This window comes from Fibrobacter sp. UWEL, from assembly GCF_900142535.1.
Classification (GTDB): domain Bacteria; phylum Fibrobacterota; class Fibrobacteria; order Fibrobacterales; family Fibrobacteraceae; genus Fibrobacter.
In genome coordinates, this window is record NZ_FRBE01000022.1 from 1 (window position 1) to 16,142 (window position 16,142).

Below are 16,142 nucleotides of genomic sequence, written 5' to 3' on the forward strand. Positions count from 1 at the left end.
GCGATTAAATTTTAGAAAATAGCCCATTTTTTGTTTAATTTAGGCGAAAGTCAACAAAAAAGGGTGGCGAAGCCACCCACACATGTTGATGAAGAGCCCTTTTTTTTCACTTTTTTCGTGAATATGACTTGACAAAAGTCGGGAATAATCTATCTTTGGCTCATCAAAGAGGAAACTCGATGATCTGATTGCTTCATAGCTCAGTTGGTAGAGCCCGCGACTGTTAATCGCGTTGTCCTTGGTTCGAGTCCAAGTGAAGCAGCTTAAGAGCCCCGTTCGAAAGAGCGGGGCTTTTAGTTTATGGATTTTTCGGTTTTTTGCGGCTTTTCCCTTGACAAAGTCCGCCAATAATCTATCTTTGGCTTCGTCAGTGAGGAAACTCAATGACCTGATTGCTTCATAGCTCAGTTGGTAGAGCCCGCGACTGTTAATCGCGTTGTCCTTGGTTCGAGTCCAAGTGAAGCAGCTTAAGAGCCCCGTTCGAAAGAACGGGGCTTTTAGTTTGTGACTTTAGTGCATCCTGGAATATGGTCACGGGACGATTTACTCCATCACGCATAAAACAATTCGGGCTCTTTTATTATATTAGTGAAAAAATAAAGGATGGGGTATCCATGCTCAAGAAACTCGCTATTCTCGTTTTCGCCATGGCCATGTTCGCCGTGGCTGATCCTATTTCTGTTGAAGGTCGTCTGACTGAAATCCCGGGCAAGATGCCTAGCAACGATCTGTACAGCTATGTCTACGTTTTCAAGTATAAGGTCCTTTCCGGTATGGATGCCAAGGAAATCCTGGTGGGCGTCTACAATCCGCTGATTGCTCGCGGAAAGGTAAAGGACAAGATGGCCGACAAGTCCAAGGGTAACGTTTCTGAATTCAAGGCAAAGGCCAAGCACAAGATGAAGCTTGTTCCTCTGGAAGGCAACTGGGATGGTGCTGTCGAAGATGAATACTTCGACGATGAAAGCCCCCGTTACCTGGCCATTGAGGTCAACGAATAAGCGCCCTTTATATGGTTTTTTCCTCACAGCTATTCTTGTTCTATTTCTTGCCCACGTTTCTTGTGGGGTATTTCGTCCTGCTGAAGCTGGGCGCACGCCATTCCTATCTGAATTTCTTCATTACGGTTTTCAGCTATATCTTTTACGGTTGGCTGGAACCTTGGCTTGTGTTCCTGATGTTCGGATCCACCTTGGTGGTGTACATTTCCGGCAAGATGATTTCTGCGGAAGGTGCTTCCAAGTTCAAGCGTAACCTTGGGCTTGGTCTGGCTGTTGGCGTGAATCTTGGCGCCTTAGGCTTCTTTAAGTACTACATGTTCGGCATGGGAGCCCTGAACTCCATTATCGAAAAGTTTGGCGGCGAACCGTTCCATGTGATGACCATTCTCCTGCCGGTAGGTATCTCTTTCTATACCTTCCAGTCCATGAGTTATGCTATTGACGTGTGGCGCGGCACAGCCCCTCCGGTCAAGAACTTTGCAACCTTCGCTTGCTATGTGGCCTTGTTCCCCCAGCTGGTGGCAGGTCCTATTGTGCGCTACAATACGGTGGCGGAAGAGCTGGATACCCGAACCCATACGGTGGAAAACTTCGTGCGGGGCATTGCCTTCTTCTGCTTTGGTTTTGCGGAAAAGATTTTCCTTGCTAATCAGGTGGGAATTATTGCGGACCGTGTATTCGATGCGGATGCTCCTGGCGTGTTAAATAGCTGGTGGGGCTCCATTGCCTACATGTTCCAGATTTATTTTGACTTCTCTGCCTATTCCAATATGGCGATTGGCCTTGGCTTGATGCTGGGTTTCCATTTCCCCAGAAACTTTAACGGTCCCTATCGCGCTAAGAGCATTACGGAATTCTGGAAGTACTGGCATATTTCCTTGACCAGCTGGTTCCGCGACTATCTGTACATTGCCTTGGGCGGAAACCGCGTGAGCAAGGGGCGCCTTTATCTGAACTTGTTCCTGGTCATGTTCGCCAGCGGTGTTTGGCATGGGGCCAACTGGACCTTTATTTGCTGGGGCCTCTATCACGCTTTCTTTATGATTATAGAACGCGCGAATAATAAGCAGGCGTTTTATGCAAAGGCACCTGCCGTTGTGCAGGTCCTGATCACTCAGGTGCTTGTCCTCTTTGGCTGGGTATTGTTCCGTGCGGACAATATTTCCGAAGCCTGGCGTATGTGGAAGGCTATGCTTGGTTTGAATGCGGTAAGTAACGCCGATGCTATTCTTACGGCAGAAATCTTTACTCCTACTTGCGTTGTGTTCATGGGCCTGGCTGCGTTGCTTTCGTTGTGGAAGTTCCGCTCCTTCGATTGGTGCAGTAAGATTAGCCCTCTGCGCCTTGCGATTTCCTTGGCCATCTTTGTTGTTGCAATTCTCGCTTTGTTTACCCAGAGCTATAATCCGTTCCTCTATTTCCAGTTCTAGACGATGAGTATTATTGTCATTATAGTTGCTGTTGTTTTGCTGCTGGCTTTGGCGCATCTTAATGTTGCCATGAAGAAGCGTTCTGTTGCAAGTCAGGTTGCCATGAAGAATGAAGCTCAGAGGAACTTCAGTATCATCAAGACGTTGGCGACCACCTTTGATTCGGTCTGCTATGTGGATGCGAAAACAAAGCTGGTGATTCCTTATTCCATGGGGGCGACCCTCATTGAAAAGCTGGGGGACGTAAAGGCTCAGAACTTAAAGCTCTCGTACGATCAGGGGGCGAACATTCTGCTTCTTGCCATTGTCCATCCGGATGACAAGGAGATGGTGAGTAAGGCTGCCCAGTTTGATAACGTGATTTCCATGCTTCAGACTCGCAAGTCCTTTAGTGTTCAGTGCCAGGCATTTGAATATGGCGTATACCGCTACCATCGAGTGTATTTCATCAAGTCCAACGACAACGAGGGCGTTGACGGTTTTGTGGTGGCCCTGGCGGATATTGACGATGAAATCCGCAAGCTGGAAATGTACCAGCAGGAACTGAAGGCCGCGAAGAAGCGTGCCGAAGACGCCAGTCAGGCAAAGAGCGATTTCCTTGCCAATATGAGCCACGAAATTCGTACGCCTATCAACGCCGTGATGGGCATGAACGAAATGATCCTGCGCGAATGCAAGGATCCTCAGGTTCTCTCCTATGCCGAAGACATCAAGGGCGCAAGCCAGATGTTGCTTTCCATCATCAACGACATTCTGGACTTCTCCAAGATTGAAGCGGGCAAGATGGAAATCGTGGACGTGAAGTACGATATCAGCTCTGTGCTGAATGACGTTTCCAACATGATTGGCATTAAGGCGGAACAGAAGGGGCTTAAGCTGAAAGTTTCTGTGGATGAAAACATTCCCAGCACCTTACTGGGGGATTCCATCCGAATCCAGCAGATCATGCTGAACTTGCTGAACAATTCCGTGAAGTATACGGAGTCTGGTGAAGTGATTTTCAAGGTGGGCGTGGACCGCATTGAAAATGATATTGTTTACCTGAAGATTGAAGTTCAGGATTCTGGCATCGGTATTCGTGAAGAAGATCTGGATAAGCTGTTCCAGAGTTTCCAGCGTCTGGATTTGACTCAGAACCGCACTGTAGAAGGTACTGGTCTCGGTCTTGCCATTACAGGAAAGCTGGTGGACCGCATGGGCGGTACCATCAATGTGGCAAGTACCTATGGCAAGGGCTCTAGTTTTACAGTATTGCTCCCCCAGAGAATCGTGACTGCAACTCCTGTAGGCGACTTCGAGAAGCATTATCAGGAATTCAAGCAGAAGAAGGAACAGACCGGTCTTTCCTTTACGGCGCCCGGGGCTCGTGTTTTGGTGGTGGATGACAATGCCCTGAATCTTCGTGTGGCCACACACTTGATGAAGTATCTGGAACTGAAGACGTTCACCTGCAATAGCGGAAATGAATTCTTGGAACTGATCCAGAAGGAACATTTTGACTTGGTCTTCCTGGACCACATGATGCCCGGCATGGATGGTATCGAGGCCTTGAAACAGAGTAAGATGTTGACCGAGAATAAGTGCGCCAAGACTCCTATTATCGCCCTCACGGCAAATGCCATTGTGGGTGCCAAGGAAATGTATCTGAAGGCGGGCTTTGACGATTACCTGTGCAAACCCATTAGACCCCAGGATCTTGAAAACTGCCTGCTGAAATTCCTCCCCAGGGAATTGATTAAATAACCCCGCAGTTCAAAATCATCACGGATTTTTCTAGTCCCGCTGGGATACAAAAAAGGGCCGCTTTTAAAGCGACCCTCTTTCGTTAGATGTCATCCCCGGCGCCTGTCCTCGCTTGTCGGGGATGACCGGGGATCTAGCTTTTACTTGATTCCAGCAGCCTTCTTGAGAGCGGCGGCCTTGTCGGTCTTTTCCCAAGTGAAGCGTGCGCCTTCGCGGCCGAAGTGGCCGAGGGCTGCGGTTGCCTGGTAGCCGGGCTTGCGGAGGTCCAGCATCTTGGTGAGGCCTGCAGGAGACAGATCGAAGTTCTTGTTCACGATTTCTTCGATCTTGCGGTCATCGATCTTGCCGGTGCCGAAGGTGTTCACCAGAACGGAAACGGGCTTGGAGTAACCGATGGCGTAAGCAACCTGGACTTCGCAACGGTCTGCGAGACCTGCAGCCACGATGTTCTTTGCAACGTAGCGGGCTGCGTATGCACCGGAACGGTCCACCTTGGAAGGATCCTTGCCGGAGAATGCGCCACCGCCGTGACGACCCATGCCACCGTAGGTGTCCACGATGATCTTACGACCGGTGAGGCCGCAGTCGCCATGAGGACCGCCAACAACGAACTTGCCGGTGGGGTTGATCAGGTAACGGGTCTTCTTGTCCAGAAGCTTTGCGGGAATCACCTTCTTGATGAGCTTTTCGATGATTTCCTTTTCGATGGTCTTGTGCTTCAGTTCCTTGCCGTTCACGAATTCGTCGTGCTGGGTAGAGATAACCACGGTGTCCACGCGGACGGGCTTGTCGTTTTCGTCATATTCAACAGTGACCTGGGACTTTGCGTCCGGACGGAGCCACTTGATCTTGCCCTTTTCGCGGAGGTTCTGAATTTCTTCCATGAGCTTGTGAGCCAGGCTAATGGGCAGCGGCATCAGTTCCTTGGTTTCGTTCACGGCATAACCGAACATCATGCCCTGGTCGCCTGCGCCCTGCTTGTCGTCTTCCTTACCGTCGGCAGCCTTGGCGTCAACGCCCTGAGCGATATCGGGGGACTGCTTGTCCATAGCAACGAGAACGGAGCAACCCTTGTAGTCGAAGGCCAGTTCCGGGTTCACGTAGCCGATGCTCTTGATGGTCTTGCGAGCGATCTGCTGGTAGTCGATCACTGCCTTGGTGGTGATTTCACCGGAGATGACCACGAGACCGGTGTTCACGAGAGTTTCGCAAGCAACGCGGCTGTTGGGGTCCTGTGCAAGGCAGGCATCCAGGATGGCGTCGGAAATCTGGTCGCAGACCTTATCCGGGTGACCCTTGGATACGGATTCAGAAGTAAAGAGATAATGTGCCATTATTGGCTCCTATGTGTTAACAGCACCGAAAAGATGGTCGCATTTTTGACCAACCCAAGCGCTGAAAAAACGATTTGAGTTTTTCTATGCATAAATGTACAAAAATGCATAAAGGGTGACTAGTGATACTATCGGAAAAGAGGGCTGAAAGTGTAAAAAGAAAAAATATCTTTTTGCATTATTCTTAACAAAAGTTTACATTCGTTTTGGGATCTTAGCGATGCTGGCAAGGGTTGCGGTAACGGCAAGACTTGTAACTCCAGCGGAACTATCCGTGGCGTTTGCCCCGAGGGTTGGCATCTGCCAAGCAAGGGTGAATGGAATAGGCTATTTACTGAGGTGGGTGGAACTAGCTCCGCCGGTACAAAACTAAAATCCACCAGCGGATGGTTCGGCGGAGGCAACGGGGAAGACGAGTTCGGGTTCTCGGTTCTCCCTGCTGGCTACTACCACAGCAACTACGACGGCTTCTTCAGCGTTGGCAACGGCGCCTACTTCTGGTCTAGTACCGAGTACAATAGCGGCAGCGCCTACTACGTGTATTTCTACTACTACTACTACGAGTACGTCTACCTGAGCCGCTACGATAAGAACTGTGGGTTATCTGTTCGTTGTCTCCGCGACTCTAATTAGCTTTTGCTAAACACCCTGGCACATGAATACGCAGCCTTTGTCGTACAAAGGCTTTACGTGATTGTGGATAAAAGCCTCTTCTTCTGGGTCAAAGCGCATAAAGCCGAGGGAGGAGTAATGTTCAATCAGTTTGTCGTTGGGCAAGGCGTAGATGTAGAGGGCTTGGACTCCTGATTGCTCCTGGATTTGTTTGACAATGGGGAGAATGAAGTTTCTCAAAGTCATTGCCCCTAATTGGTGTACTTTGGGGTATTGTTGCTTGTAACTTTCGTTTACTGCGAAATTTGAAAGCTCTATGGCGGGAACAGTGGAAAAACTTTGCGAATAATCGTTAGGAATGGTGAAAAGTCCGTTTCTTAGACTGAAATAACAAACGATTTCATTTGTTTTTCGGTCTTTTATCAAGTAAGTTCTGTTCTTGTTGTTTGTTTCTTCCGCTGCTGCATGATTTTGTAAAAATAATTCAAGATTTTTTGCATCTGGATGCTTGACTTTGAAGAGAGTGATTTGTTGAAGGGTGTGTTCGTCAGAACTGAGATGTTCACAATAGAACATCCCATTGATATTGGGTGCCATTTTTGATTCCTTTTTATCGAGGAAATTCTGTCATGTGGTGGGATTCTAGGTACTGTTTTTCTAGATCCTTGCACATTTCGTCTAGTTTGGCCAAATCCGCTTTAGGTGCGTTAATGACTTTGAGGAGAATTCGCTTGGCCATACCGTCTGGCATGGCGTCAAGTTCCTGCTGCTGGCTGATGCCCATCATGTGAAACCTCGCTGGTGTATGTTGCTTATAAGTCTGGATATACAAAACACAGCGAAAGCTGCCCTGTAAAATTATAATCCTGCAAGGCCTTTGTCAAGATTCACGGTTGTTGACGGAAATTTTGCAACCAATAGTTGACATTTTTTTTAACTTCACGGGGGAATATGTTAGGAGCGTTTATGAAGAATGTTTTTTCGAGGGCTGTTCTGTGCGTAGCGATGATCGCTGCGATGTCTGTATTTGTTGCTTGCAGTGGAAGTTCTGACTCCAGTGTCACCCCAAGTGAAGTTGTAGAATCTAGTGATAGTGATTTCGTTGAGAGGTCTTCTTCCAGTAGTGTTGCATCCTGTGTCGAAGTTGAGAGAGACTGTAGTGTCAATGATGGCAGCGAGTATGACTCCGTGGCAAAGACTTTGACGGACCTTCGCGACAGTCAAGTTTACAGGACCGTAACTATCGGCACCCAGACCTGGATGGCCGAAAATCTAAACTATGCGTACAACGAACCTACCTCAAGTTTAGATTCCTCCAGCTTCTGCTACAGTAATAGCGCCGATTCCTGCGCCAAGTATGGTCGTCTGTACCTATGGTCTGCTGCCATGGACTCTGCCGGTGTGTTTAGTTCTGCAGGGGAGGTGTGTGACGACGGTAATAGCGGTACCTTGGGAACCCCTATGACAATGGTGCGCGGTGTTTGCCCCGCGGGCTGGCACCTGCCAAGTGATAATGAATGGAACACTCTATTGACTGCGGTAGGTGGAGTCGGTGTTGCAGGTAGGTTGTTAAGGGCCACCAGTGATTGGGACGGTAGTGTTAAAGGAGTAGATTCGTTCGGTTTCTCGCTTCTCCCTGCTGGCGAATACGACATCTTCATGGACTATTTCGACCATATTCATACCAAAGCCCACTTATGGTCCAGTTCTGAGTACCGTTCCTATTATGCTTTTGAAATGTACTTCTCCTACCACGACGAAAGTGCTGGCTTGTTTGCACAAAATAAGTATCGAGCCCAATCCGTTCGATGTTTGCTGGACTTTAGTGAGGAACGTGCCGCTTCCTCGTCAAGCGCTGACAGCAGCTTGTCTGCGAATAGTTCCTCTTCAATCGCAGTTTCTTATGGCACGCTGACAGATGATCGCGATAATCAAGTCTACAAGACGGTGACCATCGACACCCAGACTTGGATGGCGGAAAATTTGAATTACAACTACAATGAAGGATCTGCCAAGAGCTATTGCTACAACAACAGCGCCGATTCCTGCGACAAGTATGGCCGTTTGTATTTGTGGTCTGCTGCCATGGATTCCGCTGCGGTATTCAGCACGGCGGGCAAGGGATGCGGCGATGGCAAGACCTGCGGCTCAGCGACCTTGGTGCGTGGAGTCTGCCCTGCAGGCTGGCATCTGCCCAACGATGACGAATGGAGTGCCTTGTTCGCTGTCATAGGTGGCGTCGGTTCTGCCGGTACAAAACTAAAATCTACTAGCGGATGGCAGGATGGCGGCGACGGGAGTGATTCCTTTGGCCTCGCGGTTTTGCCCGCGGGCTACCGTTATGGCGACGGTGATTTCGGCAATGCCGGCTATGTGGCCTACTTCTGGTCTTCTAGTAACTATGGCGCTGTTAGCGCGTACAAATGGAATTTCGCCTACAATTACGAGGGCGTTAACCATTACATAGTCTTTAAGGATGACGGATTATCAGTCCGCTGTCTCCGCGACTCTAATTAGCTTTTGCTAAATTCCTAGTACATTATGGTGTGTATGTCGGTTTTTGGTCAAGTTTTTTAATTTTATTTCTATGGAACTAAAACTTTTTTCTGCCTGGCTTAATGACCTGCTTTGCCCGCAGGCGTTTCATGATTACTGTACCGACGGTCTTTGCGTCGAGGCGAATGACAAGGTGACGAAGGTGGTTACCGGTGTTAGCTTCCGCGACCGCCTGATTGATGCCGCCATCGAAGAGGGTGCGGACTGTATTTTTGTCCATCATCCTAACGGTTTCTGGAAGGGGGAGGATCGCGTTTTGGTCGGCAAGTTCGGCGAACGGATGCGACGCTTGATGCAGCATGGCATTTCCCTTTACGGATTCCACCTGCCGCTGGATGGTCATATGGAGGTGGGTAACAACGCCCTGATTGCCAAGGCCATGGGCCTGAACATTGTTGATGGCTTTATGCGTGAAGGCGAGAAGTTCGTGGGTTGGATTGGCGAGTTTGACGGCAGCGCCTCTCAGGAGGAATTTCTGGCTCGCGCAGAATCCGTTTTCCCTCACGGCGTTCAGAATAAGTTGATGTACGGATCCAAGACCATCAAGAAGGTGGCTATCTGCAGTGGTTCTGGTGCCAGCGGTATCGAGGAAGCCATTTCCCTCGGTTGTGACGCCTTTATCACAGGCGAAATCAAGGAATCCGTGCCTATTATTTGTGAGGAACTTGGGTTCAACTTAATTAGTTGCGGCCATCATCGTACGGAAGTGTTCGGTGTCCGTGCCATCGCCGAGAAGATTCAGGAAGAGTTGAAGATTCCCGCCAAGTTCATTGACCTGGATAACCCTATTTAATATCTCAAAATCAACCTATCTATATAGTAGGCAATGACTTTTGAATGTCCGATTTCGGGAAATGCCTCCCGGAATCGGCTTTTTTTATGCTGAAAATGAAAAAAATCCAAAAATTTTACATTTCTAGCGTTAAGTTCGTAACTCATTGAGTATCAATGACTTACGGAAATGTATAGTCCAATTTGGAGGGCTTGTCAAAGGGACTTTTCCATTTTTAGGCCAATTTTTTTTGCCAAATGGGGTGTAATAAGTTATCTTACGTCCCGTGAATTTCGTAAAGACAACTATACATTTCCAGAATTCGTCCAAGTCCTGGACGCTGCATGTGCCGGCGTTCCTGTTTACGACCTGGCCTGTGATGCGTATTTTTGTCGTGATCGGTGCCATTCTTTTCCTGGCCCAGATGGCTTTTACCACCGTATACGAAGGTGTGCTGAACTTGCAGCTGAGCGAACGCCAGAAACTGGAAAAGGAAATTGCGGGTATCCAGGGTACTTTGGATTACCTCCACTACACTTCCGCCGATTTCTTCAAGGACGAAAACCTGCTTTTCTCCCGCTTTGGCCTGCCTTCCCAGGATGAAGATACCCGCAAGTTCGGTACTGGCGGTGATATTTCTCCGGAAGATATGCTCCAGCGCAAGATCGCTCCTGTGTTCCAGCATGTGGCTGGCCTGAACGAGTCTTCTGTCCAGATCCAGGGTAAGCTGGCTAGCAGCGAAGAATCCTTCCTGAACTTGAATAAGTATATGGAACAGAAACTGGCCCAGTGGCGCTACGTTCCTTCTGTTTCTCCTACGACTGGTCGCTATGCGTCCTCCTTCGGTCCTCGCGTTCATCCGGTGACGGGCGAAGTGGGCAAGATGCATCAGGGTATCGATATTGCTAACGATCGCTGGACTCCGATTTTTGCCCCCTGTGACGGCGTGGTGGAAATTGCTCAGTCTAGCTCAACCTTCGGTAACTTTGTCACTTTGGACCATGGCAATGGCGTGAAGACCCGTTACGGTCATATGCAGCGCTCTATCGTTCGCCCGGGCCAGTTCGTGTCTCGTTACCAGGTTCTTGGATACATGGGTAACACGGGTCGTTCCGTCGGTCCTCACCTTCATTACGAAGTCTGGGTCAACAACTCTCCTGTAAATCCCCTTGCCTATATTCTGCCTAACGATCATTCTGTTGATTAACAGATGTCGTTTGAGCTCCCGCCCGAGAAAATGGCGCCGGCTTGTTCTGGCTAAAGGCGGATAACACCCTCTGGAGGGTGTTTTGTTTTTTCTAATCCTTTTGATGGCTGGGGCAGCTTTGGGCTGTCCTGCTTTTGTGGAATTCTTCCCGGATCCCACGGACGTTTCCGATGCTTTGGGGGAATTCGTCGAGATTCGCCTGGATAGGGACGATCTTGGTAATGTCTATGGTCCGGAAAGTCTTAAGATCCAATTCGACGGGAAGACTCCGCTAGTATTTGAATTTCCGCGGACAGAACGTCTTTTGCTGATGCATGAGGGTGCGCCTTGTGAGACATCGGGTTTGGTGACTTGTGGCTCCTTAGGGAACATTTCCTTACCCAATTCCAGGGAGACGGTCTGGGTGCTGGAGGCGGGCTCCTGCAGGGATTCGGTAACACTCCCCACGCCTAAGGCGGGGAAAAGTTTCCAGCGGGTAAAATCGTCGGATGAGTGGGTCCTGACGGAAGCGACTCCGGGGGCAGCCAACCCTACGTACGAAAGCGACGTGGAGGACTGCGGGATCGACGGCCTGACCGCCCGTTACGAGGGGACGGATTCGCCCCTATGGAATTTGACGTTTCGCTTTACCGGGTGCGACTCTACCCGCTTTACTTACCTGGTGGAGAACTTGGGGGATGGACGTGTCCAGCGGGACTCCGCTCTGGCGGGAGAATCCTTCGCGTTGAAGTCCCTAAGGGGGGAGGCCTTCCGGATTCGGGCGGAGGTTCCTCCCGACGCTGCCCCATCCAATAACCTGCTGGATACCATGGTTTTTGTATCGGGACGGTTCCCGCTGGTAATATCTGAGGTCCATCATTGTCCCAGCGAGCCTGAACCGGAGTGGGCTGAAGTCTACAACAGAGGTGAAGGTAACATCCCGCTGGAAAAGATCCGTTTTTGCGGGCGGGGCGGCTTCTGGAAGGGTTCTCTTGAAGGGGGAGGCTCCCTGGTGTTCTCTAAGGATACAACGGCCCTTCTGGAGTTTTTGAAATTTCGGGATGTTCAAATGATGCAGGTGGCGTTAGGCTATCTGAACAATACGGCGGGAAGCTTGTCTATCTGCTACGAGGACCAGGTGCTGGATTCCGTAGGGTGGGACAAGTCTACGGTATCGTGCCCCTTAGGTTTTAACCCCCAGACGGGTCGGGCGGAAAACACCCCCGGCTATCAAAGTGCCCGTTCCAGGAATGCTTCGGGAAAACTCTTTACGTACAAACTTTCGTCCAGAATGGTCCGGAAGAACAAGGGCCCGCTTTTAGTATACGTAGAGAGCGAATCCTCCGTGGTGATTAAACTTCTGGACTCCGCAGGCCGTTCTGTCTGGAAACAGACCGCTCCTGCCCAGAGTAACGCCTGGTGGAAAGTCCCCGCGGATACACTGCTGGATGTTGGCGTGGCCTACTTGTCTATTTCTTCTGGCAGGGAAGAACGCACCGTTGGAATTCTGGTGAGGCCCTGACCCTATGAAAGTGTTCGTCTTGATTGTTTTCCTGTGGGGTTGCTGTTTGGCTCAGGATGCCTTGACTCCATTTGCCGCCGGCGTTTCGGGGAGCATGGCTACCGAGGGACCAAGCGGGTTCTACTCCACGCCTGCCAGGACGGGGGAGCCATCTATCTTTATGTCTTGTGAAGTTCTCTACGGGAGGGAGGAACTTGGCTGTGGCGGGGGTGGGGAGTTTCTTGTTCATCACCAGCGGATTTCATTTTTCGGACTCTATCATCAAATGGATTCCCTTTACCATCAGGTTTATTCGGAACTGGAGGGCTCTTACCGCTGGAAGTTCTTGGTGGCGGGTGGCGCCTATGGCTATTCCATGGAATGGTCTACGGGGCTTGCTCAATGGTCCAGGCATCGTTACAAGGGCGGGATTTCCTTGATCTTTGGGGATGCCTATGTGGGAGCGATGATGTTGGGATGGCTTTCCCCTTTTGAAAAAACTTGGGGAGGTGTCCTGGGAGGTGGTGTAAAGCTTTCGGGGCTTGGGCTTGCCTATGGTCAGTGGGATGGCTCCAGCGTCATTTTGGGAAATCGGATTTCGTGGAAGTTTCTGACCTTGGATACCTCCTATCAGTTTCCGAATTTCGGGGTGGGAATTCGCGTGAATCTGTCTCTTGGAAAGTGGAGTCCGTCTGGAACCTATGGGTTTTCATCGGGGAAATGGTCCTGGTTTGGATTTGGAGGCGTACGGAAAATTTGAAAAAGACTATCTTGTACTCTGAGGTTTAGGCTTTTTATGGTAATTTCTCCGGGTGTACTAGCTGGAATCATGTTTGCACTGTTTCTGGTGCTGGTGGCGTTTTTTATCGCGGTAATGCTTTACCGTGATTTGCGTTCCCGTCAGAATGCGTATGCTAATTTTGCGTCCTACCTGGATGAATTTCTCGTAATCATGACCAAGGATGGTCATCTCCACGATGTTTTGCCCAAGTTCATGGATGATCCGCTGTACGAACAACTGGTTCAGAATGAACGCTTTGAAAGCATTTTATCCATCTCAGATTTGACTCGCCTGAATGACTATATCCGCGGGCTGGATGCCTATCCGGACATTCCCTTTATTTTCTCCTTCCGTGGAGAATCGGGTTTGCTGTGGTACGAGCTGAGGGCTGTTGTCCAGAAGAATACCAACTATCTTGCTTATTTGATCAAGAACGTGACTATGGATGTGGAATCCAGAAACCAGCGAGACTTAATCCAGAAGAATTTGGATTTGCTGCTTCAGAGTACCGGAGATTTTCTGTGGAGTATGGACGTGGAAAGGCGTCAGTTCTCCTTGCTGACCCCTATTTCCGATGATGAAGGTCGTGTGGTGCCTCGCTCTGTGGGTGTTCAGGATATTCATACCGTGTTGCCGGATGTGGATTTCGCACGCTTTGCAAAGATGATCAACTCCCGTGTGGTGGATTTTAGAACCACGGGACGTGATAATGATGAGAATAGAACCTTGAAGGTTCGCCTTTATGGTCAGGATGGCAAAAAGGTTTGGTACGCCCTTCGTTGCAAAGTGGGCTATGATGAAAATGCTCGTTTGGCGATTAAGGGGACAGCCCGCCGTATGGACATGTCCTTAGAAAACCCCATGTTCGATGACCAGGGGATTAATGCTCTGGCTTCTCAGATTTTCGCTCTTCCGGACATGAGCGTGTTCTGCCTGGATCGCGACTATAGGTTTGTAAGCTGTAATCTCACTTTTGCTATGGAACATTCTATTCCCGATCCTAGGCTGGTGATTGGTAAGCGAACGAAGGATGTGATTACTACCAAGTACCTGACGTATTTGACGGGATTGTGTTCCGCAGCTTTTGAAACCGGACGCCCTGTTTCCTGGAGAGGAAGTATTGGTGAATCCAATAGGATTATCGTTTTGAACACAACGCCTGTGTCCAATGACGAAGGTGTGGTCACTAACCTAATCATCTCCTACATCTACATGAGTAGGGAAGAGTTTGATTATTGTTTGAATTCTAGTGAGGAAAAATAAAATGAAAAAAATGCTGTTTTCTGTTTTTGCACTGAGCTTTGCGCTGGTTGCTTGTAATGAAAGCAATGCCAAGAATGAAGCAGCTGCGCCTGCTGCTCAACCCGCTGTGGCCCAGGCTCCTGCTACTCCCGCCCCTGAGGCAAAGCCTGCTGCGGAAAATCGTCTGGCACAAGTGAAAACGGTGGACTGGGCAAAGGCTGAGGAAATGGCCAAGAACGGCGCCATGTACTTGGATGTTCGCTATCCGGATGAACTGATGAAGGGCTACGTTCCTAATGCAAAGAACATTCCCATCAATGAACTGGTGGCACGTAGCGGTGAACTTCCTAAGGATAAGGATATCCTGATTTACTGCCGTTCTGGTCGCCGTAGCGAAGCTGCTACTAACCTGCTCATGAAAAATGGCTTTGAACGTGTTTACAACGTGGCCGGTGGTTTCATGGCTTACCCCCAGCAGAAATAACCTGCTAGGATTTGAACGAACATGAATTACTTGCGTCTGGCTTTAGAAGAGTCCATCCTTTCTATCGGGACTAGCCGCCCTAATCCCGCGGTAGGTGCTGTTGTAGTGAAGGATGGAATCATCGTGGGGAAGGGGCGTACGCAGCGCCCCGGTAGTGCCCATGCTGAAGTCATGGCGCTGCGTGACGCGGGCGAGCTTGCCCGCGGCGCGGCCATTTACGTGACGCTGGAACCTTGCTGCCATTATGGCCGCACGCCCCCCTGCACCAAGGCCATCATTGACGCAGGAATTGCTAAAGTCTTTTACGCTCACGGGGACCCTAATCCGGTGGTCCGCGGGAACAGCCGTAAGATTCTGGAAGACGCTGGCATTGAAGTATTCGAAGGCGTTGACGCCTGTATTGCCGCTGAATTCGAAGACGGGCTGGAACAGCTATCGGGGGATTGCGCCGGCGGTGAATGTCGTTGCCTGGAAGGTTCCGCTGCAGCCTCCCGTACCGCCTCCGAAAAAGAGGGGGCCGGCCGCGAAGTTTTCGACGAAATTGAACGCTACTTTGAAGCTTACGACTACTTCGTCCGCAATAAGCGTACCTTTGTAGAAGTCAAGTCCGCTGTCACTGACGAAGGCTCCATGGGGTACGTTCTGCCCGACGGTTCCCACAAGCCCATGAAAATTACAGGCGATGGGGCCAATAGCTGGAACCATGAACTCCGCGCCATGAGTGATGCAATCCTCGTGGGGGCGGGTACCGTCCTCGCTGACAATCCCGGCCTTGACGTGCGCCTGGTAAAAGGGAATAGCCCCGTCAAAATCGTATGGGCTGGCCATCACGAATTTTCCAGAGAAGAAGTTTCCTGCCATCGAGTCTTTACTGGCGATTACGCCGCGGCGCTGCAAGAACCCGCGGTCATCCAGGCGCTGGTTTTCTCTTGCGTTCCGCAGCCTGCAATTTCAGACGCTGTGGTTTTGACTAAGTCCAGCTTCGCCGATTGCTGGAACGAAATGCTGGACCATCTTTCTGCTCTGGGAATGCACCGCCTGATGGTGGAACCTGGCGCAGGCCTCGCCAAGCAACTCTTTGAAAATGGTGGCTGGAACCGTCTGGACCTTTGGCGTTCCACGGACCACACTATTGATGACGCCCTGGCGTCTTTCATTGATGCTGGTATGGCTTCCAAATCCCTGGATTTCCCGGAGATTCCCGAAAAGCTGGTGGCCAAGGAATCCTTTATGGTTGGCCCCGACGTATTGACCGTCTATTATCCAGCATAAATCAAAAATACAAGACGAAAGAACTACCGGGGAATCTAAAATTAGTTTCGTCTAACTTGTAGTGCCAGTCCGCCCTGAAATTCTTTCAAAAAAGCCCATTTCCGCCACAATCCCCCATCATAACTCATATCTCATAACTCATAAATTGCGCTTGCGCGCAATTTGCTCGGCTCAAAAGTGGTTTCATAAATGAAACCGTTTTATTCGCCTTATGCAAATTTGCTATCT

At 49.9% G+C, this 16,142-nt stretch carries 15 protein-coding genes and 2 tRNA genes; 14 read left to right on the top strand and 3 right to left on the bottom strand.

Features of this window, described 5'->3' with window-relative positions; translation table 11 throughout:
- Window positions 1-189: 189 nt before the first annotated feature.
- From BUB59_RS12305 to BUB59_RS12325, 5 genes are all read left to right on the top strand, one after another.
- A tRNA-Asn gene (locus tag BUB59_RS12305) sits at window positions 190-262 on the top strand.
- 131 nt (window positions 263-393) lie between these two features.
- Window positions 394-466, top strand: a tRNA-Asn gene (locus BUB59_RS12310).
- 148 nt (window positions 467-614) lie between these two features.
- Window positions 615-1,001, top strand: coding sequence for a hypothetical protein (locus BUB59_RS12315; RefSeq protein WP_073230389.1), 387 nt, complete (start codon window positions 615-617; stop codon window positions 999-1,001).
- 47 nt (window positions 1,002-1,048) lie between these two features.
- Window positions 1,049-2,431 (top strand): MBOAT family O-acyltransferase, encoded by a 1,383-nt coding sequence (locus BUB59_RS12320; RefSeq protein ID WP_234980049.1) that lies wholly within the window; start codon window positions 1,049-1,051, stop codon window positions 2,429-2,431.
- 3 nt (window positions 2,432-2,434) lie between these two features.
- Window positions 2,435-4,174: an ATP-binding protein gene (locus BUB59_RS12325; protein WP_073230394.1), complete on the top strand. Its 1,740-nt coding sequence runs from the start codon at window positions 2,435-2,437 to the stop codon at window positions 4,172-4,174.
- A 140-nt stretch (window positions 4,175-4,314) separates the two neighbouring features.
- Here BUB59_RS12325 and metK read toward each other — a convergent pair whose 3' ends face one another.
- Entirely contained in the window at window positions 4,315-5,508 is a 1,194-nt protein-coding gene (gene metK, locus BUB59_RS12330; RefSeq protein ID WP_073230397.1) for a methionine adenosyltransferase, read from the bottom strand.
- Between the two features lie 270 nt (window positions 5,509-5,778).
- On the opposite strand from metK, the gene BUB59_RS15045 reads away from it, so the two are divergent.
- A complete protein-coding gene (locus tag BUB59_RS15045) occupies window positions 5,779-6,141 on the top strand; it encodes an FISUMP domain-containing protein (RefSeq protein ID WP_255370642.1) in 363 nt (120 codons plus the stop codon).
- 6 nt (window positions 6,142-6,147) lie between these two features.
- Here the strand turns inward: BUB59_RS15045 and BUB59_RS12340 are convergent, their stop codons facing one another.
- Both BUB59_RS12340 and BUB59_RS15405 read right to left on the bottom strand, forming a co-directional pair.
- Window positions 6,148-6,717, bottom strand: a complete 570-nt coding sequence (locus BUB59_RS12340; protein ID WP_083540324.1) for a hypothetical protein — start codon at window positions 6,715-6,717, stop codon at window positions 6,148-6,150.
- Window positions 6,718-6,730: 13 nt separating this feature from the next.
- Window positions 6,731-6,907 carry a hypothetical protein gene (locus tag BUB59_RS15405; protein ID WP_159433375.1) on the bottom strand — a complete coding sequence of 59 codons (177 nt, stop codon included), beginning with the start codon at window positions 6,905-6,907 and terminating at the stop codon, window positions 6,731-6,733.
- A gap of 179 nt (window positions 6,908-7,086) precedes the next feature.
- Between BUB59_RS15405 and BUB59_RS12345 the strand changes: the two genes are divergently transcribed.
- The 8 genes from BUB59_RS12345 (at window position 7,087) to ribD (ending at window position 15,914) form a co-directional block, all read left to right on the top strand.
- The gene (locus BUB59_RS12345) at window positions 7,087-8,637 is read left to right on the top strand and encodes a fibrobacter succinogenes major paralogous domain-containing protein (protein WP_159433376.1); all 1,551 of its coding nucleotides are present in this window, start codon (window positions 7,087-7,089) and stop codon (window positions 8,635-8,637) included.
- Window positions 8,638-8,707: 70 nt separating this feature from the next.
- On the top strand, window positions 8,708-9,469 hold the full coding sequence (locus tag BUB59_RS12350; RefSeq protein WP_073230484.1) for a Nif3-like dinuclear metal center hexameric protein: 762 nt from the start codon (window positions 8,708-8,710) through the stop codon (window positions 9,467-9,469).
- 265 nt (window positions 9,470-9,734) lie between these two features.
- Complete coding sequence (locus tag BUB59_RS12355; RefSeq protein ID WP_073230404.1) at window positions 9,735-10,655, top strand: M23 family metallopeptidase; 921 nt, start codon at window positions 9,735-9,737, stop codon at window positions 10,653-10,655.
- Between the two features lie 82 nt (window positions 10,656-10,737).
- Complete coding sequence (locus BUB59_RS12360) at window positions 10,738-12,156, top strand: lamin tail domain-containing protein (protein WP_143160379.1); 1,419 nt, start codon at window positions 10,738-10,740, stop codon at window positions 12,154-12,156.
- A gap of 4 nt (window positions 12,157-12,160) precedes the next feature.
- A complete protein-coding gene (locus BUB59_RS15410) occupies window positions 12,161-12,895 on the top strand; it encodes a hypothetical protein (RefSeq protein WP_073230408.1) in 735 nt (244 codons plus the stop codon).
- A 36-nt stretch (window positions 12,896-12,931) separates the two neighbouring features.
- Complete coding sequence (locus BUB59_RS12370) at window positions 12,932-14,179, top strand: hypothetical protein (protein WP_073230410.1); 1,248 nt, start codon at window positions 12,932-12,934, stop codon at window positions 14,177-14,179.
- A gap of 10 nt (window positions 14,180-14,189) precedes the next feature.
- Window positions 14,190-14,642: a rhodanese-like domain-containing protein gene (locus BUB59_RS12375; protein ID WP_083540329.1), complete on the top strand. Its 453-nt coding sequence runs from the start codon at window positions 14,190-14,192 to the stop codon at window positions 14,640-14,642.
- A gap of 21 nt (window positions 14,643-14,663) precedes the next feature.
- Window positions 14,664-15,914 carry a bifunctional diaminohydroxyphosphoribosylaminopyrimidine deaminase/5-amino-6-(5-phosphoribosylamino)uracil reductase RibD gene (ribD, locus tag BUB59_RS12380; protein ID WP_073230412.1) on the top strand — a complete coding sequence of 417 codons (1,251 nt, stop codon included), beginning with the start codon at window positions 14,664-14,666 and terminating at the stop codon, window positions 15,912-15,914.
- Window positions 15,915-16,142 lie beyond the last annotated feature (228 nt).